Source organism: Paenibacillus rhizoryzae, assembly GCF_059686995.1.
In genome coordinates this window covers 411,004-435,069 of sequence record NZ_JCAALT010000005.1, presented here as the reverse complement: position 1 = coordinate 435,069, position 24,066 = coordinate 411,004, and the positions used below count along the sequence as shown (strand labels likewise).

The following is a 24,066-nucleotide window of genomic DNA, read 5'->3' as shown; positions in this document are numbered from 1 at the left end:
TTTGGCTCCCAGCTTTCTAACCCTCCTTCTACCAAGCGCACTTACCAACCTTCTAACTACCCCCGCTTATTTCCCGACGCTGCTCCCAAAGCTGCTCACATCGATAAACGGTGTCGCTCCGCCGGTCACGCTCGGCAGCTTACCATCCCATTTGTCCACGGCCATCTCTTGCACTTCGATTTGCTTAAGTTGAATCAGCTCCGGCGTCACCTCTTGTTTCTTCAGCTTCAGCGACTCCGCTTCCGCCTGGGCTTGCGCGATCTTTTGCTTCGCCTCGATTTGCACCCGTTTGAGATCATTCTCAGCCTTCAACGCCTGCTGCTGCGCCACCTGCTTCGCCTCAATGGACTGATTGAACGCATCGGAGAACTTAAAATTGACGATATTAATGTCATTCACGATTAGATTGTACTTGGCCAGTCTCGTTGTGAGATGCTCGCGAATTTCCCCCGCGACGACATCGCGCTTCGCGATTAAGTCTTCCGCCGGGTAGCGGGCCGTCACTTCTTTGACAATTTCCTGAATAGCCGGATTCACGATCACATTGTCGAACGAGCCGCCGACGTTGTTCATCAGCTTATACGCGGCCGTTTTGTCAACGGAATAGTTGACTGCCACGTGGGTCGAGACAGGCTGCAGATCCATGGAGGACGCGCTCGTATCCGTCTCGGCTTTGGTCACCTGCACATTCACCTGGATGATACTCTGCACGAATGGGATTTTCATATGAATGCCGGGCGCCAGTATGTTATCATTCAATTTGCCGAACGTTTTGTACAAACCGACATTGCCGTACTGGACAGTTTGAAACCCGTTAAAGGCGACGATGACGCCGACCACAATCAGCAAGGCGTACAGAATATAAGGCTTGAAATTAACCTTCTTCACATTCGGTTCCACAACATGCATAATGGCAACCCCTCCTAGTAAATAGGTATGCGTACTTAAGGGATACATACGAGGTTGGCGAACAAATGGTTCAACAAATGCAAGCGGGAAGAGGCGATTGGGAAATGGAACATACAGCGCAAGAAGCAGCAGAGTGGATGGTACAGGAGCTGAAGTCGGCGGGCATGCTGCGTCAGGAGCAGGCGGTCGCGCATATCAAGGCGCATTTCGGGGAGCAGTTTATTTATGTCAATGAGAATGGCAACGAATCCATCGACAAGGAAGTAAAGAAAGCATTCAAAAAGCTGCACGGCGGGCGTGCAGCTTGGGAGCGAGACGGGTTTTTCTGGGGCTGGGTATAAAGGTGAAGCGAGCTTACGCAAGCTAGACCGTGTAGTCGATTTTGCCATCGGCCCAGATGATGAGCTGTTTGGCTGCGGCGTCATATTCGACGAGGCCGTGTGTAGAATAATACCAAGTCTTGTGATCAACCGCGCCATCTTCGACGAGAAAGATATTGAGCTCGTCATTGTGCCGGCAAATCGCTGAGCCCATGGACTCATCCACGGCATCAATGCAGAGCTTCCAGCCTTCCCGGCCCTCTGCGGGTGCGACGGAGAACGGGAGCTCATGCTTCTTCGAATCGAGAAATAATCGGCCGCCAACCGTGTGGCGAATGTACAAATGATCCAATGGAATCCCTCCTTGACAAAGCTAACTATAGCACACATACTTACATAAAGTAAGTGAGAAAAAATGAAATCATGAGGAGTGTTCTGGACCATGATCACAATATATCCGGCAGCATCGAGACATTCTGGGGACTTGGGATGGCTACAGTTTAATTTTAGTTTTTCGTTTGCAGATTATTACGATCCGGACAATTTGAATTTTGGTCCGCTGCGCGTATTTAACGAGGATTATATTCAACCTAGCAAAGGATTCGGCACGCATCCGCACCGCGATATGGAAATCGTTACGGTCGTGATGAAAGGCGAGCTGGCGCATGAGGACAATACGGGCGGCAAAGAAATCCTAAGAGCCGGCGAGGTACAGCGCATGACAGCGGGAACGGGCATTTTGCATTCCGAGGTCAATTCGTCAGACACGGAAGTAGCCAATCTGCTGCAGATGTGGTTCCTTCCCGAAGCGAAAGGACTTACGCCATCCTATGAGCAAAAGTCGTTCGATCCTGCTGCGATGAAGAACGCACTGCTTCCCATTGTCTCGAAGCAACTGCAAAGCGAAACGATCACATCGATTCATCAGGATCTGACCATCTATCTTTCTCGTCCGGAAGCGGGAAACAGCGTTTCGTTCAAGCAAGATGCCGCACGCAAAATCTTCCTGTTCGTAATGGAAGGCGAAGTGACATTAAACGGTGAGCATCGTTTGAGCCGAAGCGATTCCGCACGTATTACCGATCTAGAAGACCTGGTCGTCGCAAGTGAGAATGGCGGGCAATTCATGCTCATCGATTTGCCATAAATCTGTCCGGTCCACGCATAAGCAGGGCTGTTGCCGTTAACAATGAGAGTAAACCTGAAATCTAGCAATGGAGGGAATCTCGTGAATTATAAACCGGCCCAACTAGACGGACAGCTATTGGCGCAGCTGCAGCAATTCGAATCGGATTTGCGAAAGCAAACAGCCAGCAATATCGTATTGATCGCCTATCAAACAACTGCGGAGGAAGCAGACAGCGGAGCAGCGGGCAGCAAGTAAGAGCGTGAAGGAAGAGCACGGATCCTAGAGGTCTGTGCTCTTTTTGCGTTGTTCTGAACGATTAACTTGCATGGGACTTTTTTCCTGTTCTTTGTTTGTGACTTTTGGAGGGAATGGGGATCTATCTGTCGAAAATTACTAAAAGATGTCACTAAATTGTTCGGGTAGGAGAAGCCGGTATGAAATTAATTTCGGGGAATGCGTTTGGTCAAACCTTTCGCAAATTTGGCGAAGACAAGGAAGAGTACACGAAGGTGCTTTTCCTCTTTATTTATTTGTTTGCGGTTTCATCGGCTTCCACAGTGGGCAGAACTGCGGCGGATGCACTGTTTCTGTCCCGTTTTGGCGCCTCGCAGCTTTCCTTTATGTATGTGCCGCAGTCGGCGGCGCTTCTGTTAATCGGACTGCTGTTCCAGCGATTCAGTCCGCGGTTTCGGATGGATCATCTGCTGAAGCTGCTCATTCCGCTAATTTCTGCGCTGGTACTGCTCTCGCGGCTTGGTGTGGGCATGGATTTCAGCTGGGTGTATCCGGTTATCTATGTTGGTTATGATGTGTTCAATTTCCTGATGATTGTCTGTTTCTGGCAGTTTGCGGCATCCGTTCTGGATCAGCGCAAGGTGAAACGGACCATCGGTCTTGTCGGCAGCGGCGGCCTTATGGGCGGTATCATAAGCGGTTTCGGCCTGAAGCTTGTCGTTCCTCTGGTGGGGACAGCGAACCTCATTTGCTTCTATGCCGCGCTACAACTGCTTGCGCTTGTAGCGGTAATCCGGTTGTTGAAACTTGCAGGGAAAGGGTCAGACCTCTTCACCTCCGTCAAGCCCCAGCGTAAGCAGGCAGGCGGCAGTGGCGGTGCGAAGAAGAAGGAGAGCGGAGGCTTATTCCGCAATGTTCCGCATCTCAAATATATAGCGATCATGTCGGCGGCGCTTGTAATTACGCTGACGCTGATCGACTATCAGTTTAAGGTGATTTTGCGCGGTACGCTTCAGGACGAGGCATTGGCCGGATTTATGGGTAGCTTTTATGGATTCTCGGGATTGCTGGCTTTGTTTATTCAGCTCTTCGTCGCTGGCAAGCTGCTGACCCGATTTGGCGTCATGACTGCGATATTGGTATTCCCGATTGCGCTGTTCACCGGAAGCCTTGGCGTGCTGATGATGCCCGTTCTTGCGATGGTTGTGATCGTAAAAGGAAGCGACAAAGTGCTTGGCGATACGATTTATTCCTCTGTCAGCCAGCTCGTCATGTTCCCGATTCCGCCGGAGTGGCGCAACTCGGCGAAGAGCTTCTTAGACGGCATCGTTCGTAACGGTGCCAAAGGAATCGCGGCAATAAGCTTGATTCTGCTGTCTCAGCTGCTCACGACGCAGCAATTCAGTTATGTTATATTGACGCTGCTTTGCGTCTGCATCGTAGCGGCCGTGAAGGTAAAGGGTGCTTACCTTGAAGCGCTTCTGTCTACCTTGAAAACAAGGGGACATGACTTGAACGAAGGGCAGCTCGATCTGATGGATCCTGCCAGCTTGAAGGTGCTGACGGATACCCTTGTGCAGCCCGATAAGGTGCAGGTGCTGTATGCGCTGAAGATTTTGCAGGATATCGATGGCTTTGACCTCATGCCGCATCTGGAAGGGCTGCTTCGCCATCCCTCGCAAGAGGTATGTGTTGAGGCGCTTCGTTACATGGAACGCAAGCAGCCGGCCGGACAAGAGGAAGTGCTGCTCGCGCTTATAGGTGAAGGCCACAGCCGCGTTCGTGCTGCAGCCATTCTTGCTTTGGCGGCTTATGCGAAGGATGAGCATTTGGATGAAATTACGGCAAGGCTAAGCGAAGCGGATATGGATGTGAAGTCGGCGGCCATTGCGGGATTGATCAAATATTACGGCATCGAAGGGATGTTCCGCGCCGTTGGTACGTTGAAGGAGCTTATGGAGAGCTCCCGCGAGGATGAACGAACCTCAATGGCAATCCTGTTCGGACAAATTGGCATCCGCGAGTTCTACAAACCGCTGATTCCGCTGCTGCGAGATGAGGCGCCGCAGGTTCGGAAATATGCTGTGCAATCCGCCGCTGTACTGCAGGTACCGGAGCTTGTACCGCATATCGTGCCGATGCTGCAGCATAATGAGACGAGGGAGGCCGCGATCGAAACGCTGGCCGCCTACGATGAGCGGGATATTCTGAAGCTGCTGGTCACGTATTTTGATGTGGAATCCGTCACCTTGCATTTGCCGAAAGTGTTTGAGCGAATTGGCGGGCAGCAGGCTTTCGATTTGTTGTTCCAGCGGTATGAACCGGCTAATTTTGAAATGAGAGACAAGCTGCTGGAAGCGATGACCCGGATGCGCAAAGGAATACAGCAGGTGGATGCCAAAGGGTTCGAAGCGAACATCTTGCTAGAACTTGAACTGTATGGGCGGTTTACGTCGTACCAAGGCGATCTGATCGCAGTTGAAGGCTACGAGGAAGTAGCGGAAGCGGTCGAGCAGGTCCGTTCTGCGATGATTAAGCGGATATTCCAACTGCTCGGGTTTATCTATGAGGCCAAAACCATTCAAGCGGTGTACGCTAACTGGACAGAAGGCGGAGCGCGCCAACAAGCGAATGCGGCTGAAATTATCGACCAGCTGGTTCAGGGGAACCTGCGAATGGAGCTGGCGAAGCTGATGTCGGCTTCCCGTACGGTGACGGCGAATGCCGTGAAGAACGAGGCGGCGCTTGAATTAGATTGGATGAATGAGCAGGGGGATGAGTGGCTTTGCCAAGTCATTCAATTTGCTTCAAGAAGCAAACGCGTGGTTGTGGATGGGACGGCGGCGGCACCGGGGCGTCATGCCGTGGATGAGTCGTGGTTAGGCGAGCAGATGGAACGGATCGCGATGTTGAAAAATGTCTCCTTGTTCGACGGCCTGTCATCCCGAGAGTTGTCGATGATTGCGATGCGCATGGAGCGGGTGACCTATCCGAAGGGTGCTACCGTGTTTCAGGTGAATGACCCGGGCGACGCACTTTATCTCATTCAGAGCGGACGAACCGGTATTTATCGGGGAGCAGAGAAGCTCAATGAGCGTACGGCCGGGGATTGCTTCGGACAGACGGCGATCTTGACGCGCCGTTTGCGAACGGCAACTGTCATGGCGGAGGAGGGTCTTGTATTGTGGAAGCTCGATTCGTCGGGTTTCTACGATGTCATCTTTGACCGCACGGGCATTGCGCTTGAAATGATGAAGCTGCTTTCGAGGCGTCTGCGTTCCAAGCTGGCACAGAAATCATCGGTAGGTGCGATACCTACGGATGAGCATCAAGCGGAAGTTGCGGCGGCATCTGCTGTCGATGCAGGCGGGGGAGTCACGGAGTCTTCGGAAGAGGAGCACGGCATGGCGAACGATACTATTTTGCGACGCGTGCTGATTCTTCAAAAGATCGACCTGTTTGCTCGTTTATCCCAAGAGGATGTCATCGCGCTAGCGCAGCTTGTTGAGGAAGTCGAGTATGCGGCGGGGGAATCGATTTGCCGGGTTGATGATTACGGCGATACGTTGTACGGTATTATAGAAGGAAGCGTTCGTGTACATAAGGGCAGCGAAACCTTCGCGACACTTGGAGAAGGCGAATGCTTCGGCGAAATGGCTGTCATCGACAGCGGACTTCGTTCCGCAGACTGTACAGCAGCGAGCCGGGCGGTACTGCTCCAACTGCACCGCGACCAAGTGTTCACGCTGTGCTTCCAGAACATTGGCGTCCTGCGCAGCATGATGCAGGTGCTTGCGGACAGGCTTCGTGGGATGCTGTAAGCTGAGGGTTTGGAAGCGGGAAGCTGGCGTTTCGCGCCGTTTAAGGTAAGAGGGAGTGAAGGTTTGAAATGAAACGAATGATGCAATTGATTATTTTATTAAGCGGCATTGCCGTGCTGCTTGCGGCATGTGGTGGCAAGAGTGAAACGCCTCTGACATTCATTGAGAAAGTCGGCTCGACAGACTTGAGGGCGGAGAAAAGCGATGATGGCGTAAAGCTTGGCCTCACGGAGCAGGAACTCGTTGCCAAGTTGGGTAAGCCGCAGCGCACGCTCAATAACGGCCGGACTTTTCTATTCATGTATGAGGAATACCAGTACACCTCGCTCGATAATGTCGTGCTCGCCTACTCGCTCGGCCCCAAAGTGGCTACGGCGAAAGGCGTGAAACTAGGCGACACCAAAGAGAGCGCACAAAAGCTGTACGGAGAGAGCTATTATACGCGTGGGAATTCGATAGGCTACATCGACAAAGAGAATCGGCTGGCACTGGAGTTCGAGTTAAAGAACGACCAGATCGTGGCGATCTCGGTAGCGGGACTTGCGATGTATGAATAAAGGGAAGGGCAGCTCGGGCTTATGGAGCTGTCTTTTTTGTGTTTGTGAAACTTCTCCCACGAAGGGTGCTGAGAGTGCGATAATCGAACTCTCAACGCCGAAGCCACACCAAAAAAAAGCTGAGAGTTCCAAAAACCGATCCTCAGCAAGCAAACTAACCCAATTCTCCCTGGCAAAGGACGCTGAGAGTGCGAAAAACGAACTCTCAGCGCAGAAACCACACCGAAAAGAAGCTGAGAGTTCCGAAAACCGACTCTCAGCAAACAAACTAACCCAATTCCCCTAACGGAAGCAGCGAATATGGCACAAGAAGCAAGCCTAGAGGTCTACATGGTAGCGGAAGCAGCGAATATGGCGCAGGAAGCTCACCTAGAGGTCTGCATGTTACTGGAGCGCTGCCCGCCATTGCGGTGTCGCCCCCGCCACTAAGCGGCCCCAATAAAAAAGCCGCCCCATATAACCGGGGCGGCCAACAATCAAATCATGTCCACATAAAGTGGACCATATGTCTCTTCCTTACCGCCGGCAACCAGCTTCATCTCCAGCATGTCGCCGTCCGCCAGCGGACCAACGCCGGCCGGTGTGCCGGTGTAGATGACATCGCCGGCACCTAATCCCATGTTGGTACCGATGAAGTCGACCAGCTGCTGCAGCGAGAAGATCATGTCCTGCGGACAGCCGGCTTGCACCGTCTCTTCGTTCTTAAGCAGGCTAAAGGTTAATTGCGTGAAATCCTCCACGCCCGTGAACGGCGTGAACGGACTCAGCACCGCAGAGCCGACGAAGCCTTTCGCGAGCAGCCATGGATGGCGCTTCTCCTTCAGCTTCGACTGTACATCACGCGCCGTCAGGTCGATGCCGAGCGCGAGGCCGTCGATCAGCTCATCGGCGCGCATGCCCGGGCGATAGCTTGTACCGATGCGCACGACAACCTCCAGCTCATAATGAATTTCGCCTATGGTGCCCGGCAATTCCAATTTGCCTACAGCAGGATGAAGCGCATGAGTCGGCTTGGAGAAGATCATCGGCTCCTCCGGCACATCGTTGCCGAGCTCTTTTGCATGCAGAGCATAATTGCGTCCAACGCAATAAATATTACGGATTGATTCCATGGATAAACGTCCTTTCGCATGTGGGGAATGGGGAGTACAGCAATGTTCTAACGCTATAAACATCATAGCACGGTAGAGGTGGTTTCATTAAGCTGCGAAATTGGTGCAGATGCTCCTAATCCTTTACTTACTTCTAAAGTCAACTCGCCACAGCTGCTCCAACCTTAACTTACTGGTTAATCAACTCGTTGCACTTGCTCCTAAACCTGTATTTTTTTGTGCCATTTTCCTCTACTTATGTTTGCAGAAGGAGTTGGTTTTCTTCACACAACCTTGAAAAAGCAAACCTCACTCCTTGATTTCGCGCATTGTTGCTGATGCCTCTGTGCATGATAATAAGCGTATATCAACCCGAGGGGGAATAGAGAACATGGCAAGCAAAACGATGAAAACAACTGCAGTTGCGTTGACGGCAGCAGCATTGCTGCTTGGAGCAACAGCATGCGGTAACAAAGAAAACAACACAGCAGATAATACGAATACAGGTACAAATGCAGGTACGAATGCAGGCACGAACGCTGGCGATGAGAAAGTAACGATCACGTTCCAAAACATCTATCCAGATCCTGAAACGCCTTCGTACAAAATGCTTCACTCTCTTGTGGATCAATACCAGAAGGATCACCCGAACGTAACGATCGAGCTGGACACATTGAACACAGACCAACAGAAGCTGAAATTGAAAACGCAAGCCGCTTCCAAAGAAGTGCCGGACATCACGATCGTGAATCCATCCGCACAAATGAAGCCTTTCGTAGACGCTGGCCTCTTCGCTCCGCTGAACGATATGCTGGATCAGAACGGCCTGAAAGATACATTCCAAAAAGGTCTTCTCGACTACTATAGCTTCGACAATAACGTATACGCGTTGCCTGATGGTAACAACATCGAAGTGGTTTACTACAACAAAGATCTGTTCGCACAAGCAGGAATCACTGAGGTTCCTACGACTTACGAGCAGTTCATCGATGACGTGAAGAAATTGAAAGCGAAAAACATCACGCCAATCGCAATCGGTGAAAAGGATTCCTGGACAGGTTCGTTCTTGTTCATGAACGTATTGCTTCGCACAAACGGCGGCCCTGGATTCCTGCAAGACGTGCAAGACGGCAAGAAAACATTCAACGATCCTGCATTCGTAGACGCAGTATCCAAAATGCAAGATCTGATCCAAGCTAAAGCATTCAACGAAGGCGCAACTTCCGTTGACTACAATACAGGCGGTAACCTCTTCAAAACAGGTAAGGCTGCCATGATGATCATGGGTACTTGGGAAACCGGAGCAATCGATGCTTCCTCCGTTGGCGGCAAAGTGGGCGCATTCAAATTCCCTACAGTTGGCGGCAAAGGCGATCCAGACCAATTCATGCTAGCTCCGGGTTCCGCATTCGCGATCTCGGCTAACAGCGAACACCTGCAAGCTACAAAAGATTTCCTTAACTACTTCATGCTGAACATGCCTAAGAAACAGTTCGAGCTGAAAAACGCAGTAGGTAGCGGTCAAATCATTGAAGGCGACTTCAAAGCAGCTGGCTACTCCGACCTTGCAATCAGCGTACTTGACCTGTTCAAAGGCGTTAAAGGCGGCGACCTGGCATTCGATAACACAATGAAACCAGCTATCGCGCAAGCTCACCTAAGCAGCATCCAAAACATGTTCGTTCAAAAGGTTGACCCTGCAGCAGTAGCTCAGGAGCACCAAGCAGCATTTGACGCGAACAAATAAGAATCTTTAATAGCTAGTCGTTTGCGGGTGGGAGCATTCTTAGCGGCTTCCACCCGTTTACGACTTTCTTCAATCCATTACGATCAGGAGGCAACCCCAGTGAATGTTTTAAAAGTCCCGGCCCGCACTATTGCAGTTTTCGTCCTGCCGTGTCTGCTTCTCTATATCTGCCTCGTGTTCGTTCCGATCGTCGTTTCGGTTTACGACAGCTTGCTGGATTGGGACAGCATCAACAAGGCGAAATTTATCGGGCTCGATAACTTTAAAACGATCCTGACCGAAGATAACAACTTCTGGCCATCCGTTCGCCGCACATTGATGTACTCGGTATTTTCCATGGCGGAAATTCCGATCTGTCTCTTTATCGCAGCACTGATGAATCGTTACGTGCGCAAAGCAAACACGTTGGTATCGCTATACTTTGTACCTGTAATTCTGTCTGTTGTTATCATTGGTCAGCTTTGGAAAACCATTTATAACCCAACTGAAATGGGCGGTATGCTCAATGGCGTTCTGACCGCGGTTGGACTGGAAAGCTGGACACGCAGCTGGCTGACAGAGCCGAAAGTTGCGATGTACTGTTTGTATTTTGTATCGCTATGGCAATACTTCGGATACCATTTGCTCATTCAATACACAGGTGTGCAGAACATTTCTAGCGAAATTTATGAAGCGGCCAAAATCGACGGCGCGGAAGGCTTCAAATCCGACTGGTACATCACGTATCCGATGGCGATTCCGATCTTCAAAATCTCGATCATTCTGGCGTTTATCGGTTCCTTGCAAGCCTTCGACCTTGTTTGGGTTATGACGGGCGGCGGTCCTGCACATGCGACGGATACCATTTCGATGCATATGTACAACATGTCGTTCCTATCGCTCAAATACGGATACGGAAGTGCACTCGCTACAATCCTTGTAATGATTTGCTTAATCTTTACGGTCGTCATCAATTTCGTCTTCAAAAAAGTCGAAGCGAAATACAGCTAGAAGGGAGAACAAAGAACATGGCAGGTATTAAAAAAGGGCTCGTGTATCTACTTCTCTCGATCCTTGTCGTCACGCAAATTTACCCATTGCTCTGGCTTGTGATGTACTCGCTCAAAACGAACGAGCAAATTCTCGGCGGACATTTCTTTTCCCTGCCGACCTCGCCGCAATGGGGTAACTATAAAGCCGCCTACACGAGCGGTCACTACCTGAAATACTTGAGCAACAGCCTTATCGTTACCTCGATCACACTGGTTTGCGTTATCGTGCTGAGCTCCATGGTGGCTTATGCGATTTCGCGTTTCAAATGGAAGTATGGACCGCTTGTAACGCTGGTCTTCTTGCTCGGTATGATGATTCCGATGCAAGCAACTCTTCTGCCGCTTATGGTTATTTTCAGCAACTTGGATATTCTAAACACACGTTTGTCGCTCATTCTGCCGTATATCGCATTCTCGACGCCGATCGCCGTCTTTATCCTTAGTGGATTTATGCGCGGTATCCCTGCCGAGATCGAAGAGTCGGCCTTTATGGACGGAGCAAGCGTGTACCGGATCTTCCGCAGCATCATTCTGCCGATATCGGTACCGCCGATTATGACAGTCGTAATCTTGACGTTCATCACGATTTGGAATGAGTACATCATGGCAGCGACATTTATCTCTGCAGAAAAGTTGAAAACTCTTCCTTTCGGCATATATAATTTCGTTAGTCAGTACAACGCCAATTTTGGTGCAATCGGTGCATACCTGGTACTTGGCGCTTTGCCGGTCATGCTCGTTTACTTCGTACTCTCCGAGAAAATTACGAAGGGTATGGTTGCCGGAGCGGTAAAAGGGTAAGGACCCTAAGCTCATGCTTCTGAAATGAGTTTTGCTGGCAAAACTCTTAGGAGAGGCGGAAAGCCCAGTGTCGCGCGGATTTCATTCGATTCAATACCGATTATTCGTGCTGTTCCTCATCAGTATGTCTGCAATCTTACTGATCGTCAGCATTCTGTACTATAACCGAACGACGGTGCAATTTCATGAGAAGGTCAGCGGCTTATCCAAGCAGAACGTGTCGCAGACGGTAGGTTTGTTTGACCTTCTTCTGAAAGGCTATGACAGTCTGTCGAAGTCCGTCATCGGCAATAATGATTTGGCTCGCATTCTGAGCAATCCTGTAGTCGACAGCCCTGCTGTCGATTATTTTAATGAGCGGAATATTACCAATATCCTCGGCGCTGCCTTCCTGTCGCAGGAAGATATTATCGGGATTCATGTATTGACCGATAAAGGGAAAGTGTATAACTATGGCAACTACGCCAATGTAGTGGACCCCGATTATGCGAAGTCGGATTGGTATAAGCAGATCAAAGCGTCCACCGGCAGCATGGTATGGCTGGGTGTGTTTGAACACTCCATTATCGATCAGGTGGAGAATCGCTCCGTGTTTGCTTTTGGCCGGCCGATCTATGATTTGAACAATCATAAGCAGGTGGGGATTGAGCTGTTTGAAACCAGTCCGAGGGCGATTATTGCGGCTATGGACAATTTGAAGCTTGGCGCGCATAGCCAGGTTTTTTTGATGTCCAGTGAAGGGAAAGTCATTTCGACGACCTCCATCACATGGGATGAACCGTGGCTTGCGAGCTTGGAACGACCGCATGATGGCGTTCCGGTTGTGGTGGAGCAGGATGATCAATTAATCGTTTCCTCGAAGCTCCCTTACGCAGATTGGACGGTGCTCAGCGTGACGCCGGATAAAGATCTGAATGTGGAACTAGCGGAGACGCAGCGGTTTCTGCTTCTGGTAGGCGCAGCGCTTGTGCTGGTCGCAACGCTCATTGCAACGATTTTCTCGCGGACGATTTCATCGCCGCTTAAGCGGTTGATCTCCGAAATGAAGCAAGTGGAGATTGGGAATTTCCGCGGCTCGCTGAATGTGATCTCTTATCAGGAAATTAATATACTGGTCGCCTCCTTTAATCAGATGGTGAATCAAATCGCCGAGCTCATTGAACGGGTGAAGATATCCTCTGTCAGTGAGAAGAACGCGGAGCTGAAGGCGCTGCAATCGCAGGTTAATCCCCATTTTCTCTATAACACGCTCGATATGATCTACTGGATGCTCGATGAGAAAGGCCATGATCGACTGGGCGAGGTCGTGCTGTCGCTATCGCGCTTATTCCGCTACAGCAGTCATTGGGATGAAGGCGCAGTCAGCTTGCGGGAGGAAATCGAACAGACCGAGCATTACCTGACGATCATCGTGACACGGCTCGAAGGGCGGTTGACCGTGGATATTGATGTAGGGGAACCGTGGCTGAACATCCCATTGCCCAAAATGACACTGCAGCCCATTATCGAAAATGCGGTGAAATACGGTTTGGAGCCGCTTGTTGACCGGTGCGGCATGCTGCGGGTCTACGCGGAAGAGGATGAGCGCCAGCTGCGTATTATGGTGCAGGATAACGGAGCGGGAATGGATGAGGCGGCACTGGCAAGGTTGAACGAATCGCTGCTTAACCCGGAAGAAGCGAGTATGCGTGAAGCGAACGAGGATGTTCGGCATGAAGGCGGCATTGGCCTTGTTAATCTTCAGCGGCGTATTCGGCATATGTATGGTGAAGCCTACGGTGTAGAACTTAAGAGTGTGCTGAACGAAGGGACGACGGCGATCATTACGGTGCCGCTTCTTCTGCCGCTGACCAAGGAAGGAGGAAATGCCCATGGCAGTTAATATTCTCATCGCGGATGATGAAGGCGTCATTCGTGAGGGTGTGAAACGGACGATTAAGCGGGCTTTTCCCGACTATTCCATTCATTTGGCAGCCTCGGCAGAGGAAGCGGTTAAGCTCATGGACGGCCAGCCGATTGATATCGTGCTGACGGATATCCTGATGCCCGGCATTGATGGTCTGGAGTTTATGAAAATGTCACGCCGGAAGTACCCCCATGTCAAATGGGTCGTCATCTCCGCGCATTCCGAGTTCTCGTACGCCCAGAAGGCGGTACGCCTCGGTGCGCGCGACTATCTGCTTAAGCCGATCGGCAAAACGCGCCTTGTCGAGCTGATGGCCCAGCTGGCAGACGAAGCGAAACAGGAGTCCGCGATTTCGAAGGAAAGCGAGCTGCTGAAGACGAACCTGAAGTACTTGCGGGAAGCCGTCTTTCAGCGGCTGGCTTCGGGGCTTGATATCGGCAATATGGACATTGGCGAGCTGATCGATCGGTACCCGGAATTCCGATTGATCATGGTGCGGATTGAAGAAGCGGTTAAGAACGTGCAGCTGGAGCATTTTATTATCGAAAATGTGCTATCTGAGCTCATTGATCGGCATGGACAGGGGTTTGTCGTCAACTTCGACCGACAGAGCCTGCTGGGGCTTGTACAGCTTGCGGATAACCGAACGGAGGGCGATCTGCTGCAGGAGCTGCGGACGCATCTCAGCCACTATTTGAAGGTGCCGTTTCATATTACGTATTCCGATATGATTCGGGAATTTACCCGCATCCCGGACGAGGTGAGGCGTCTGCGCCAATCGTCGGTGACGACGGCAGGCGATCGCCAAGAGGGCGGGGACAAGGCAATCGAGGTGGCTTTGCAATATTTAAAGGCGCACTATAACGAGGAGCTGTCACTTGAGAAGGTGGCATCGGTCGTGTTCTTGAACCCGATCTATTTCAGCCAGCTGTTCAAGCAGAAGACAGGCCAAGGGTACAAGGACTACGTCATCAGTCTGCGCATCGAGCAAGCGAGGGAGCTGCTTCTGCAGCCCGGCCTCAAGCTGGCCGAAATCGCCGAGCGAATCGGCTACGCGGATGTGCGGCATTTCACGCAAGTGTTCCGCAGGAAGATGAACGTGACGCCGACGGAGTACCGCCAGCAGCTGATGGCGGAGCGGTAGTCAGGCAAGCGGGAGCGGCGGGCATGAAGCTGAAGCAGCTCCCAAGTAGAAGTAGATCCAAGTAGATCCAAGTAGATCCAAGTAGATCTCCTAGTGTGCTTCATTCGCCAATTTGGCTGAAATTGCTGCCAGGTAGATCCCTAGGTGAGCTTCATTCGCCAATTTGGCTGAAATTGCTGCCAGGTAGATCCCTAGGTGAGCTTCTTTCGCCGATTTGACCGAATTTGCTCTCAAGTAGATCTCCCGGTGTGCTTTTCCCCCAACAACAGTAGTAGTAGCTCAAGGCTGAGTGATCGTATGCGATCTCTCAGCCCTTTTTGTATTCCGTTGTTACGACTGGATGTTGCAAAACACACAGCATTCTCGCCGAATAGCCCCCATAATGCTGCCACTCGTTGGGTTTGCGGGAGCACTTATTACAGCCGCGCTTATTTATTTGTTTGCCTACAGCAGGAAAGACGGCTTGCAGCCGGTTAAGCTGGTGCTGATAGGCGTCGGTTTCGCTATGGCGCTCTCCGGCGCGATGGTCGTTATTATTTCATCTGCCGAACGAATCAAGGTGGATTTTATCGCGAAATGGCTTGCGGGCAACATTTGGGGAACGGATTGGCCGTTTATTGTGGCGCTTCTCCCGTGGCTCGTGATTTTGCTTCCATATACGCTGTACAAGGCGAATGCGCTAAATATACTGTCCATCAATGAATCATCCGCGATTGGCTCCGGTGTAGATGTGAATCGGGAACGAATGGTGCTGCTTGTGATCTCCGTTGCTCTTGCGGCGGCGGCGGTTTCGGTAACGGGAGGAATTGCCTTTGTCGGACTGATGGCACCTCATATCGCCAAATCACTGGTAGGGACTCGCGTGCACTTGTATGTGCCGGTTTCGATTCTGATGGGCGGCTGGCTGCTGCTGCTTGCGGATACCATCGGCAGCAACTTGGTCGATTCAGGTGTTCCGGCAGGAATTATGATTGCCTTCATCGGAGGACCTTACTTCCTGTACTTGCTTCTCAAGAAATGACAAAAGACCGAGCAGAGAGTTCAGCCTCTCTGCTCGGTCTTTCTATATAATTACGCCTGTGGGAAGAACTGCGGCAAATAATCCTTGTTCGCTTCGAGCATCTCGTCCAGCAGCTTGATTGCGACTTCCACGTTTGGTACCAACGGGTGATGAACCATCGCTTGAAGCGCGATATCGCGGCTGCCGGTTACGGCTGCTTCAATTGTAAGCTGCTCGTAGGTTTTAACGGCATGAATTAATCCTTTAACATGCAGAGGGACATTCGTCAGAGGAAGCGGCAACGGGCCGGTCTTCGTTACGATACAGTTCACCTCTATCGATGCGCTGTCCGGCAGGAAGTCGATCGTGCCATTGTTAGCGACATTAAGGGTTTGGATGTCGTTCTTGCCATTGTAGAGCGATTTCATGAGATTAACGGCAGCCTCGGAGTAATATGCTCCGCCGCGCTGCTCAAGCTGCTTTGGCTTCTCGCTCAGCTCAGGGTCAGCGTACAGCTGGAAGAGCTCGTCTTCTACGCGCTTCACGACTGCTGCACGGTTCCCGTCCCGTTTGAAGGATTCTTGCTGATCGGCCAGCATCTCATCTGTCATATAGAAATACTTCAGATAATAAGAAGGAAGCGCGCCGAGCGAGCGGAGGAAATCCGGATTCCAGCCCGTTTGCGGGACGTTCTTGCCGCTAAAGCCTTCCGTATTGTTCAACAGCTCAGGAAGCTTATCCACGCCGTTTACGTCCACGCGCGTCACCCAGTGCAAGTGGTTCAAGCCTACGAACTCGGTATAAATGTGCTCAGGTGCTGTCTCGTATGTGGTAGTCAACCATTTCGTCAGACCGATCGGCGCGTTGCAGAGGCCGACGCTGCGTACGTTGGAATGGGTATGGATGGCCTCGGTTACGATGCCCGCAGGGTTCGTGAAATTGAGCAGCCATGCTTGAGGTGCCAGCTCCTCGATGTCTCGGCAGATATCCAGCAATACCGGAATTGTCCGCAGCGCTTTCATCATGCCGCCCGGACCGGTTGTTTCCTGCCCGATCACGCCGTATTTCAAAGGAATGGACTCGTCTCTGCCGCGGGCCTCGAGCATGCCGACACGCATCTGGGTGCTGATGAAATCAGCGCCTTTGATCGCAGTGCGGCGATCTGTCGTCAGATGCACCTCGATCGGAAGGCCGGAGCGTTCCACCATGCGTTTGGCTAAATTTCCGACAATATTCAGCTTATGAAGTCCAGCCTCAATATCCACGAGCCACAGCTCTCGTACCGGCAGCTCATGATGAAATCGAATAAATCCCTCTACCAGCTCAGGGGTATACGAGGAACCGCCCCCAATAACAACAACCTTCAATCCTTCTGTCATCCTAGTCACATCCCATCCCAAATTATAAGTCGTATGTTATAGCTTGATATCGTCAAATTCGCCAAGTGCCCGCATGCGGTCATAAATCTCTTGCTTAATTGTTAAGCCATCAGCTTCCATAGCAGACCAGACGGCGCCGAAGACCGGATCGACCGTCAACGTGACCAGCGCAGCCGAAGGGGCAACGGCCGCAACAAGCTCTTCGATCGGCCCGCGAATCCAGCCGCCGCGGTCGCCGCGCGTCAGCAGACTGCCTGCGAGCACGACATCAAAGGTCTCGCCTGTCATCCCCAAACGCCGCGCAACAGCGACCACCGACTTGCCCAGCTCCACGCCTTGGTGATGGAGGATAGCGATAGCCGCCTCATCGCCATGCGCCGCTGCTTCAAACAGCAGCTTCGTGACATCGACCGGTACTTTCTTGTCATGATCAAGGAAGTCGTGAAGCATCGTTTCCACATCGGGATATCCCAGGTAACGAAGCAGCAAATCAGTCAACAGCGTTGGCTTCTCGCGACCGTCCCATGCGCGAATTACGGTGCGGAACGCTTCGATGTTGAGAGCGCCGCCTCCGCCGAAATCGCCATGCATATATTCGAAGCCGCCGCATTGGAGATGGACGCCTTCCTTGTTGCGTCCGGCGCAGTTGGTGCCGGTACCGCAAATGACAGAAATACCGTAGGCGCGATCTGTACCCGCGCGCAATCCGATCATCGTATCACAAGTGATCGAATAACGGGGGAGTCCGATTGCGCTAACGATCGGATGCAGGATGCGATAATCCGCTTCCCGGTCAGCGCCTGCGAGACCGAAATAAGCATGCTGTACATCCTCGTGTTTGACGCCCGCCTGCGCAAGTGCCGCGGTTACGGCTTCCGTCAAATGGCGAGCGGCCCCTTCAGCATCAATCTGATGATTACCGTTTCCGCTTTGGCCTTTGCCGAGCATATTGCCGTGTTCGTCGGTTAGCAGGGCGTGCGTTTTGGTTCCGCCGCCGTCTATGCCTAAGTAATAAGCCATTAATGCCACTCCTGTCTGAATAGGCTTTCCATAGTAACGTTTGTTCTCCAAACGATTTGTGAAATTAAGTAAGGATGATCCGGTTAGCCGCGTTTCTTGACAGCTCCGGTTGACTGGCGGAGCACAAGCTCCGGATCAATCCGCAGATTTGCCGCGCGCTTCATCGTGCCGTCGACTCGTTTAAGCAGCACTTCTGTAGCGGCTGCTCCGATACGGTCTGCCGGCTGCCGAATCGTCGTTAAGAGGGGGCGCAGCAGCGAAGCGACCTGTTGATCGTCATAGCCAATAACGGAAACTTCATCCGGAACACGGATCCCAGCCTCCATAAAGGCATTGATAACTCCGATGGCGATATAATCATCGCCGGCGAAGACGGCGCCCGGAAGCTGCTGTTCTTCGATCCACCGCCTAGCCGTTTGGTAGCCGAACTCAGCCGAGTATTCGCCGGAAACGAGCTCGAACGGCTGGATGCCGGCTTCCTGAAGCGCCTCCAGGAAACCGTTGCGGCGTTCCTTGGTGCTTCTAAACATCTCGCTGCCGCTGAGATGCGCAATGGAGGAGTGCCCGAGTTCAATCAGGTGTTTGGCCGCGGCGTACCCGCCCTTGAAATTGTTCACTGTAATCGAGTAAGCATCGTTCTCCGGCTTCTGATTATCGATGAGAACATAAGGAATATTCCGTCGTTTCATTTCGATAATATAATGGTCTTCTTCAATCGGGGAGAGCAGCATAATGCCGTCCACGCGATCCTCTTGAATCAGGTAATGACTATCTTCCTGCGTGATGCTCTTCGTCACAGCTACAGCAAGGAAGTATCCCTGCGCAGCCAGAATTCCGTTAATCTCATTCACGATTTCATCGAAGAAAGAATCCTGCATGGTGGTCATGATGAGACCGATAATACCGGTCTTGCCTCGGGCGAGGCTGCGAGCTGCCGCACTCGGGCGGTAATCAAGCTCCTTCATCACCTCAAGCACCTTCTGTCGATTCTTCTCACGCACAGACCCTGCACCGTTAAGCACGCGGGATACCGTGACGACAGAGAGGCCCGACTTCTTGGCGACATCGAAAATACTAACCTTCATGCGTATGCATTCTCCTCTGTCGATAAAAGTTAAAGCGGTTATACTTTTATTCAAAAAAATATAGGGTCAAAACCTAGGATGAAGTAATTCATTCCCAAACAAAGTTAAAGTGCTTTAACTTTCGTTTTCTTTTCTTATTGTAGAGGAGGCTGCTTTATTTTTCAAGTTTAATTTCCGTTCGTTCATGTACAAGCTTTCGAGAAAAGCATATAATAAATCCAAAATTACCCTCGGGGAGTGTTCGACGTGAGTGTCAGCTACAAGAACTGTCAAAGCTGCGGCATGCCTATAGCTAAAGGCGATAAGAACGGCACGGAAGGAAGCGGAGCGAAGAGCTTCAAGTATTGCATCCACTGTTACGTTGATGGCAAATTCACTTTGCCCGATCTTATGGCAGACGGCATGAAGGCACATGTGAAGGGCAAACTCGCCGACATGGGTTTTCCGAAGTTTACGACAGGGTTCTTTACGCGCGGCATTCATAAGCTGGAGCGCTGGAAGAGCTGACGAGCGCAAGAGCGGCTTTGGCGGAGAAGAGACAGACCCCGGGTCTTGTCTCTTTTTTGTTGTTTTCACGACTGTTTTTGCAACTGATTCGTATGAAGTGGTATGGTGTAAAGAAGCACTAGTAGGAGGAAGAACATGGCGAACGATTCAAGAAAAAATAAACATATAGCAAATATATCGCTGGGCATCATGGCAACGGGTTTCGCAGCCACGATCCCGTTCAGCGGGGCAGGGCTTAGCTTGCTGCATGTCGGCTTCGAGGCCGGCGTCATCGGGGGGCTCGCGGACTGGTTTGCCGTGACGGCGCTGTTTCGCCATCCGCTGCGAATTCCGATTCCGCATACGGCGCTGCTGCCTCGCAATCGCCAGAAGATGTCGGACGGCATCGTACGCGTTCTAGAAGATCGGCTGCTTGCTAAGGATAGCATGATCGAGAAGCTGCGTCAGATCGAGCTGGCAAAGCAGCTGCTGCCGGCCCTTCGGCAGGCGGCTCATTCAGCCGTACACAGCGAGCGTCTGCCTCACCTCCTGGAGGGAGCGCTGCGTACGATAGAGCTGGAGAAGCTGGTCCCTATTGTCTCGGGGGAAATTCGCTCCGCGGTGGAGCGTATTGATCTGGAAGCGGCGCTTCGCGGCTTCCTGCGTAACGCGGTAGAGAATGGCGTAGATGAGCGTCTGCTCGATTTGCTGCTGGAGCGCGCGGAAGAGTGGGCGAGCACGGAGGGGATGCGCCGCGAGCTGGGCAATGCGGCGATGACGCTTGTGAAAGGGCTGAATTTAGGCGGCCTGATGCAGTTTGCGGTCAACGCGTTCATCGGCTATTTGGATGAGGATAAGCTGGGCACGATGCTGCAATCCTTTATTTTGACGAAGATCCATGAGCTCAAGGTTCAGGGCACCGATCGTCGCGCTGTTATTATGAAGCATCTGCATCAAGGACTCGAGATGTTGATTACCCGTTTGGCCGAAACAGGGCAGCTGAATGCGCTGCGCGATGAGCTTCTCGCTTCATTTGATCTGGACGGCGAGATGACGCGCATGTTCGAATCTTTGCGCGAGAAGGGAATCACATTCCTCCGCTCGGAGGATTTTGCAGCTAAGGTATGGCCGATGCTGGAGGGGCTTCTTGATCGCCTGGAAGCCAACCATGGACTGGTTCAGGATGCCGAGCAATGGCTGAAAGGGCAGGTTGCCGGACTCATTGAGCGGAATCACACGAAGATCGGCTCGTTTGTGAAGGAGAACCTCGATCGCCTCGACAATGATCAACTGGTGGAATTAATAGAAGATAAAGTTGGGCAGGACCTGCAATGGATTCGGGTCAATGGTGCCGTTTGCGGTTTCCTGATCGGTCTATTATTGCGGTTAATTGAGATGGGCTTCGGTTATAACTAAGGAGAAGAAGCCGGCAGTCCGTTCTATTTCGCCTTATTTGCGAGAAACGGCAAATTAGTGAGGTAGAGTGAGACTGCTTGCGATCGACTCCATTGTAAGCGTTATATTCGCGCCAGTTGGCTGGAAATGAGAACGAAACCGTTTGCGGCGTTCCTTTACAAAAGACATGCGCAGGCGTAACATACGATTCATGCTTAATCTTCTGCTATAGCGCTGAATTTCTGTTTAGAAATCGGGGGAACCACTCAACTGGGGTGAATCTTGAAGAACGGACCGCTCGGTCCATGCTTTAAGTAGGGCGACTCTCACGCCCGAATCCGTCAGCTAACCTCGAAAGCGTATACGAGAGGCAACGATTGTTCGTGCATATAGACACTTTGATGATAACTTGTGCCTAGAAGCCGCGAGAGGCGTTCCTCTGTGTTAAAGAGGCAATTCCTGCAGGCTTCTTTTTTGTGCTGTTTATTAGAATAAAGGTGGACACAAAGAAGAATAAGTTTGCGAAGATTATGTAAGTTTAAAGGTGTAGAAAGGAAGGCGAAGTTGTCATGGCTGGTTACCGCCGCAAAACCCCTGAAGAAATGCTCTTATCCATCTCCAAAATTCATCGCGGCCGTCTTAAAATTTATGTTGGTGCCGTGAGCGGCTCAGGCAAAACCTATCATATGCTGCGTGAAGGCCAAGCGCTTAAGCAGCAAGGCATTGAGGTTGTCATCTGCGCAGTATCGACGATGCGCCGGCCTGAAACGGTGGAGCAGCTTGCTGATTTGGAGCGGATCCCGAGCATTCATTGGTACAAGGGGGACGTGGAGAAGAAAGATCTTAATTTGGATGCGATTCTGGAACGGAATCCGGAGGTGCTGCTCGTTGACGGGCTGGCGCACGAGAACCGGCCGGAAGCGAAATTCCCGACGCGTCTGGAGGACATCCAATTTCTTCTGAGTCACGGTATCAGTATCATCACAACCGTGAATGTATACGAACTCGAAGGGGTAACCGAGCTTGCGCAGAAGCTGACAGGCATCTCGGCGGAATGTACAGTATCCGCGGATCTGCTGGAATTGGCGGATGAGGTAAGGCTTATCGATGCATCGCCGGAAACGATTCTGTCACGCCTAAATGAAGGGCGTTTAAACAATATTAAAGATCCCGGGCTGCTCAAGCGCGGGAACCTTGGCAAGCTCAGAGAGATTGCCCTGCGGCTGATGGCCGAGGGCGTGAATGAGTCGCTGGAGAAATACCGCGAGGAGCAGGGCTTCATCGGTCCGTCCGGCGCGACGGAACGCATCCTGGTAGCGGCGCAGTATCACTGGAATGGTTCCATCTATATACGGCGCGGCCAGCAAATCGCGAAGCGTCTTAGCGGCGACCTGGAGGTTGTCGTCTTCGTGGATTCGAGCCAGGAGCCTACGAAGGAACGGGATGACTTCAAGCGCTCCATTCTGAAGCTGACCGAGAAGGTGTACGCGGGCTTCCGAGAAATTACGGTGAGCAATCGAAGACAAATTCCGCGCGCGCTCATTAAATACGCGATGCTGATCAATGCAACCCGCATCGTCATGGGGCATTCCAAGCAGACGCGTGCACAGGAGATCGCACAAGGCTCTATCGCGGGCAGCGTGCTGAAACAAATGCGCAACATCGACGTTTTCTTCATGGCGGACAGAGCCGATCATGAGGGCGAGCGAGTGCTCCCAACGAAACGGGCGACGCCGAAGCTGACAGCCGAACCATACCGGAGGCTCAGCGCGCAAGAGGTAGAGAAGAAGATCGAGCGGATTCGCCGCGGGAAATTCAAGGTCTATGTCGGCGCAGCGCCGGGAGTGGGTAAGTCCTATATGATGCTTCGCGAGGGCAATGATTTGCTGCGCAAAGATATCGACGTTGTAGTTGGACTCATGGAGACGCATGACCGTGCGGAAACGCAGGATCAGGCCGGACGGCTTGAGGTTGTGCCTCGTAAGTCCATTGAATGTGACGGCAAGGTTTACTCGGAGATGGATGTGGATGCCATTATCGCACGCAACCCGGAGGTTGTGCTGATTGACGAGCTGGCTTATACCAACGCGCCGAGCTGCCGTAACAAACGGCGGTACGAGGATGTACAGGAGATTTTGGATGCCGGCATTTCCGTCATCGCTACGATGAATGTACACCATCTGGAAAGCTTGAAGGATGCGGTGGAGCAGATTACAGGGACGGCTGTGAAAGAAACCGTACCGGACATGATGCTGCGACTTGCCGATGAGGTTGAACTGATTGATGTGGCACCTGACACGCTGCAGCAGCGGATGCGGGAAGGCCATATTTATAAAAATGATGACGTAGAGGACGCCCTCTGCGGTTTCTTTAAGACAGGGAACCTGATTGCGCTGCGCGAGCTTGCCCTGCGGGAAATCGCCGACGATGTCGATGAGCGTCTGGAATCGTGGGAACGCAACGGCTCGCTCCGCGGCCCATGGCGTCGCCATGAGTCGATCTTCGTAGCAGTCACGGTGAACAAGAAAGCGGAGAGACTCATTCGCCGCGGTTTCCGAATTGCGCATCGGCTCAAAGCGGATTGGCATGTCCATTACGTGCAAACGGAAGCGATGCCGGGCGAAGAGGAGCGGATTGAAGAGCTGCAGGAGCTGACGGCGCGTCTTGGCGGCACATTCGAGGTGGAGCGCAACGTCTCGCGTAACGATGTACCTGCTGCTTTGCTGGCGAAGGCGAACGTGCTGAAAAGTACGCAAATGGTACTTGGCCAATCCGGTCAAGGCTTCTGGAGCAAGCTGCGTCATAAATGCGTGGTCGACACCATTTTGCGTGAAGGTCGGCACATGGATGTGCTTGTTGTAGCGGATTTTAATCCAAACATCGAAATTGGAGAAGAATAGATACTGGGGTTTCGGCTCACATTTATTCACGACCGTGGATATCCATTTATTTTGGTAATATGTGAGATTACCTGACAATTTAAAAATTTAAATTGAAACAAGCCACTTTTC

19 protein-coding genes, 1 pseudogene and 1 riboswitch are annotated in these 24,066 nt (G+C 51.8%); of the genes and pseudogenes, 14 read left to right on the top strand and 6 right to left on the bottom strand.

Features of this window, described 5'->3' with window-relative positions; all coding sequences use genetic code 11:
• Positions 1 to 66: 66 nt before the first annotated feature.
• Positions 67 to 909: an SPFH domain-containing protein gene (locus AC6ESO_RS17395; RefSeq protein ID WP_494821346.1), complete on the bottom strand. Its 843-nt coding sequence runs from the start codon at positions 907 to 909 to the stop codon at positions 67 to 69.
• 104 nt (positions 910 to 1,013) lie between these two features.
• On the opposite strand from AC6ESO_RS17395, the gene AC6ESO_RS17390 reads away from it, so the two are divergent.
• Positions 1,014 to 1,250, top strand: coding sequence for a DUF6953 family protein (locus tag AC6ESO_RS17390; RefSeq protein ID WP_210661813.1), 237 nt, complete (start codon positions 1,014 to 1,016; stop codon positions 1,248 to 1,250).
• 22 nt (positions 1,251 to 1,272) lie between these two features.
• On the opposite strand, the gene AC6ESO_RS17385 is transcribed toward AC6ESO_RS17390, so the two are convergent.
• Entirely contained in the window at positions 1,273 to 1,581 is a 309-nt protein-coding gene (locus AC6ESO_RS17385; protein ID WP_497092452.1) for a hypothetical protein, read from the bottom strand.
• A 90-nt stretch (positions 1,582 to 1,671) separates the two neighbouring features.
• Here AC6ESO_RS17385 and AC6ESO_RS17380 point away from each other — a divergent pair, with 90 nt between their 5' ends.
• From AC6ESO_RS17380 to AC6ESO_RS17365, 4 genes are all read left to right on the top strand, one after another.
• Positions 1,672 to 2,376 (top strand): pirin family protein, encoded by a 705-nt coding sequence (locus AC6ESO_RS17380; RefSeq protein ID WP_497092451.1) that lies wholly within the window; start codon positions 1,672 to 1,674, stop codon positions 2,374 to 2,376.
• A gap of 81 nt (positions 2,377 to 2,457) precedes the next feature.
• Entirely contained in the window at positions 2,458 to 2,613 is a 156-nt protein-coding gene (locus tag AC6ESO_RS17375) for a hypothetical protein (RefSeq protein WP_494821343.1), read from the top strand.
• 179 nt (positions 2,614 to 2,792) lie between these two features.
• Entirely contained in the window at positions 2,793 to 6,413 is a 3,621-nt protein-coding gene (locus AC6ESO_RS17370; RefSeq protein ID WP_497092450.1) for an Npt1/Npt2 family nucleotide transporter, read from the top strand.
• A gap of 68 nt (positions 6,414 to 6,481) precedes the next feature.
• Positions 6,482 to 6,970, top strand: coding sequence for a hypothetical protein (locus tag AC6ESO_RS17365; protein WP_497092449.1), 489 nt, complete (start codon positions 6,482 to 6,484; stop codon positions 6,968 to 6,970).
• 476 nt (positions 6,971 to 7,446) lie between these two features.
• On the opposite strand, the gene AC6ESO_RS17360 is transcribed toward AC6ESO_RS17365, so the two are convergent.
• Positions 7,447 to 8,082, bottom strand: a complete 636-nt coding sequence (locus AC6ESO_RS17360; RefSeq protein WP_497092448.1) for a fumarylacetoacetate hydrolase family protein — start codon at positions 8,080 to 8,082, stop codon at positions 7,447 to 7,449.
• Positions 8,083 to 8,452: 370 nt separating this feature from the next.
• Here AC6ESO_RS17360 and AC6ESO_RS17355 point away from each other — a divergent pair, with 370 nt between their 5' ends.
• The 6 genes and pseudogenes from AC6ESO_RS17355 to AC6ESO_RS17330 all read left to right on the top strand — a co-directional run.
• Complete coding sequence (locus AC6ESO_RS17355; RefSeq protein ID WP_497092447.1) at positions 8,453 to 9,808, top strand: sugar ABC transporter substrate-binding protein; 1,356 nt, start codon at positions 8,453 to 8,455, stop codon at positions 9,806 to 9,808.
• A 99-nt stretch (positions 9,809 to 9,907) separates the two neighbouring features.
• On the top strand, positions 9,908 to 10,798 hold the full coding sequence (locus AC6ESO_RS17350) for an ABC transporter permease subunit (protein ID WP_494821338.1): 891 nt from the start codon (positions 9,908 to 9,910) through the stop codon (positions 10,796 to 10,798).
• Positions 10,799 to 10,815: 17 nt separating this feature from the next.
• Entirely contained in the window at positions 10,816 to 11,640 is an 825-nt protein-coding gene (locus AC6ESO_RS17345; protein WP_497092446.1) for a carbohydrate ABC transporter permease, read from the top strand.
• 67 nt (positions 11,641 to 11,707) lie between these two features.
• Complete coding sequence (locus AC6ESO_RS17340) at positions 11,708 to 13,522, top strand: sensor histidine kinase (RefSeq protein ID WP_497092445.1); 1,815 nt, start codon at positions 11,708 to 11,710, stop codon at positions 13,520 to 13,522.
• A complete protein-coding gene (locus AC6ESO_RS17335) occupies positions 13,512 to 14,690 on the top strand; it encodes a response regulator (protein ID WP_497092444.1) in 1,179 nt (392 codons plus the stop codon). Before AC6ESO_RS17340 ends, AC6ESO_RS17335 begins: the two co-directional genes overlap by 11 nt.
• Before the next feature lie 382 nt (positions 14,691 to 15,072).
• Positions 15,073 to 15,711, top strand: a pseudogene (locus AC6ESO_RS17330) (FecCD family ABC transporter permease); the annotation flags it as partial.
• Positions 15,712 to 15,761: 50 nt separating this feature from the next.
• On the opposite strand, the gene AC6ESO_RS17325 reads toward AC6ESO_RS17330, so the two are convergent.
• The 3 genes from AC6ESO_RS17325 to AC6ESO_RS17315 all read right to left on the bottom strand — a co-directional run bounded on the left by AC6ESO_RS17325 (position 15,762) and on the right by AC6ESO_RS17315 (position 19,174).
• Complete coding sequence (locus AC6ESO_RS17325; RefSeq protein ID WP_497092443.1) at positions 15,762 to 17,069, bottom strand: 6-phospho-beta-glucosidase; 1,308 nt, start codon at positions 17,067 to 17,069, stop codon at positions 15,762 to 15,764.
• Between the two features lie 36 nt (positions 17,070 to 17,105).
• Positions 17,106 to 18,089 carry an N-acetylglucosamine kinase gene (locus AC6ESO_RS17320; protein ID WP_497092442.1) on the bottom strand — a complete coding sequence of 328 codons (984 nt, stop codon included), beginning with the start codon at positions 18,087 to 18,089 and terminating at the stop codon, positions 17,106 to 17,108.
• Between the two features lie 83 nt (positions 18,090 to 18,172).
• A complete protein-coding gene (locus tag AC6ESO_RS17315) occupies positions 18,173 to 19,174 on the bottom strand; it encodes a LacI family DNA-binding transcriptional regulator (protein WP_497092441.1) in 1,002 nt (333 codons plus the stop codon).
• Positions 19,175 to 19,420: 246 nt separating this feature from the next.
• Between AC6ESO_RS17315 and AC6ESO_RS17310 the strand changes: the two genes are divergently transcribed.
• The 3 genes from AC6ESO_RS17310 to AC6ESO_RS17300 all read left to right on the top strand — a co-directional run bounded on the left by AC6ESO_RS17310 (position 19,421) and on the right by AC6ESO_RS17300 (position 23,955).
• Positions 19,421 to 19,681 (top strand): zinc ribbon domain-containing protein, encoded by a 261-nt coding sequence (locus tag AC6ESO_RS17310; RefSeq protein ID WP_497092440.1) that lies wholly within the window; start codon positions 19,421 to 19,423, stop codon positions 19,679 to 19,681.
• Between the two features lie 135 nt (positions 19,682 to 19,816).
• On the top strand, positions 19,817 to 21,076 hold the full coding sequence (locus AC6ESO_RS17305; RefSeq protein WP_497092439.1) for a DUF445 domain-containing protein: 1,260 nt from the start codon (positions 19,817 to 19,819) through the stop codon (positions 21,074 to 21,076).
• Between the two features lie 201 nt (positions 21,077 to 21,277).
• Positions 21,278 to 21,430, top strand: a riboswitch (cyclic di-AMP (ydaO/yuaA leader).
• Positions 21,431 to 21,624: 194 nt separating this feature from the next.
• On the top strand, positions 21,625 to 23,955 hold the full coding sequence (locus tag AC6ESO_RS17300) for a histidine kinase (protein WP_497092438.1): 2,331 nt from the start codon (positions 21,625 to 21,627) through the stop codon (positions 23,953 to 23,955).
• Positions 23,956 to 24,066: the final 111 nt, after the last annotated feature.

What these genes read in the sequence shown, in the direction of transcription:
- AC6ESO_RS17315 (WP_497092441.1), bottom strand. Translation starts at nt 19,174, where the DNA reads ATGAAGGTTAGTATTTTCGATGTCGCCAAGAAGTCGGGCCTCTCTGTC.
- AC6ESO_RS17345 (WP_497092446.1), top strand. Translation starts at nt 10,816, where the DNA reads ATGGCAGGTATTAAAAAAGGGCTCGTGTATCTACTTCTCTCGATCCTT.
- AC6ESO_RS17370 (WP_497092450.1), top strand. Translation starts at nt 2,793, where the DNA reads ATGAAATTAATTTCGGGGAATGCGTTTGGTCAAACCTTTCGCAAATTT.
- AC6ESO_RS17335 (WP_497092444.1), top strand. Translation starts at nt 13,512, where the DNA reads ATGGCAGTTAATATTCTCATCGCGGATGATGAAGGCGTCATTCGTGAG.
- AC6ESO_RS17390 (WP_210661813.1), top strand. Translation starts at nt 1,014, where the DNA reads ATGGAACATACAGCGCAAGAAGCAGCAGAGTGGATGGTACAGGAGCTG.
- AC6ESO_RS17325 (WP_497092443.1), bottom strand. Translation starts at nt 17,069, where the DNA reads ATGACAGAAGGATTGAAGGTTGTTGTTATTGGGGGCGGTTCCTCGTAT.
- AC6ESO_RS17365 (WP_497092449.1), top strand. Translation starts at nt 6,482, where the DNA reads ATGAAACGAATGATGCAATTGATTATTTTATTAAGCGGCATTGCCGTG.
- AC6ESO_RS17305 (WP_497092439.1), top strand. Translation starts at nt 19,817, where the DNA reads ATGGCGAACGATTCAAGAAAAAATAAACATATAGCAAATATATCGCTG.
- AC6ESO_RS17395 (WP_494821346.1), bottom strand. Translation starts at nt 909, where the DNA reads ATGCATGTTGTGGAACCGAATGTGAAGAAGGTTAATTTCAAGCCTTAT.
- AC6ESO_RS17320 (WP_497092442.1), bottom strand. Translation starts at nt 18,089, where the DNA reads ATGGCTTATTACTTAGGCATAGACGGCGGCGGAACCAAAACGCACGCC.
- AC6ESO_RS17300 (WP_497092438.1), top strand. Translation starts at nt 21,625, where the DNA reads ATGGCTGGTTACCGCCGCAAAACCCCTGAAGAAATGCTCTTATCCATC.
- AC6ESO_RS17355 (WP_497092447.1), top strand. Translation starts at nt 8,453, where the DNA reads ATGGCAAGCAAAACGATGAAAACAACTGCAGTTGCGTTGACGGCAGCA.
- AC6ESO_RS17360 (WP_497092448.1), bottom strand. Translation starts at nt 8,082, where the DNA reads ATGGAATCAATCCGTAATATTTATTGCGTTGGACGCAATTATGCTCTG.
- AC6ESO_RS17380 (WP_497092451.1), top strand. Translation starts at nt 1,672, where the DNA reads ATGATCACAATATATCCGGCAGCATCGAGACATTCTGGGGACTTGGGA.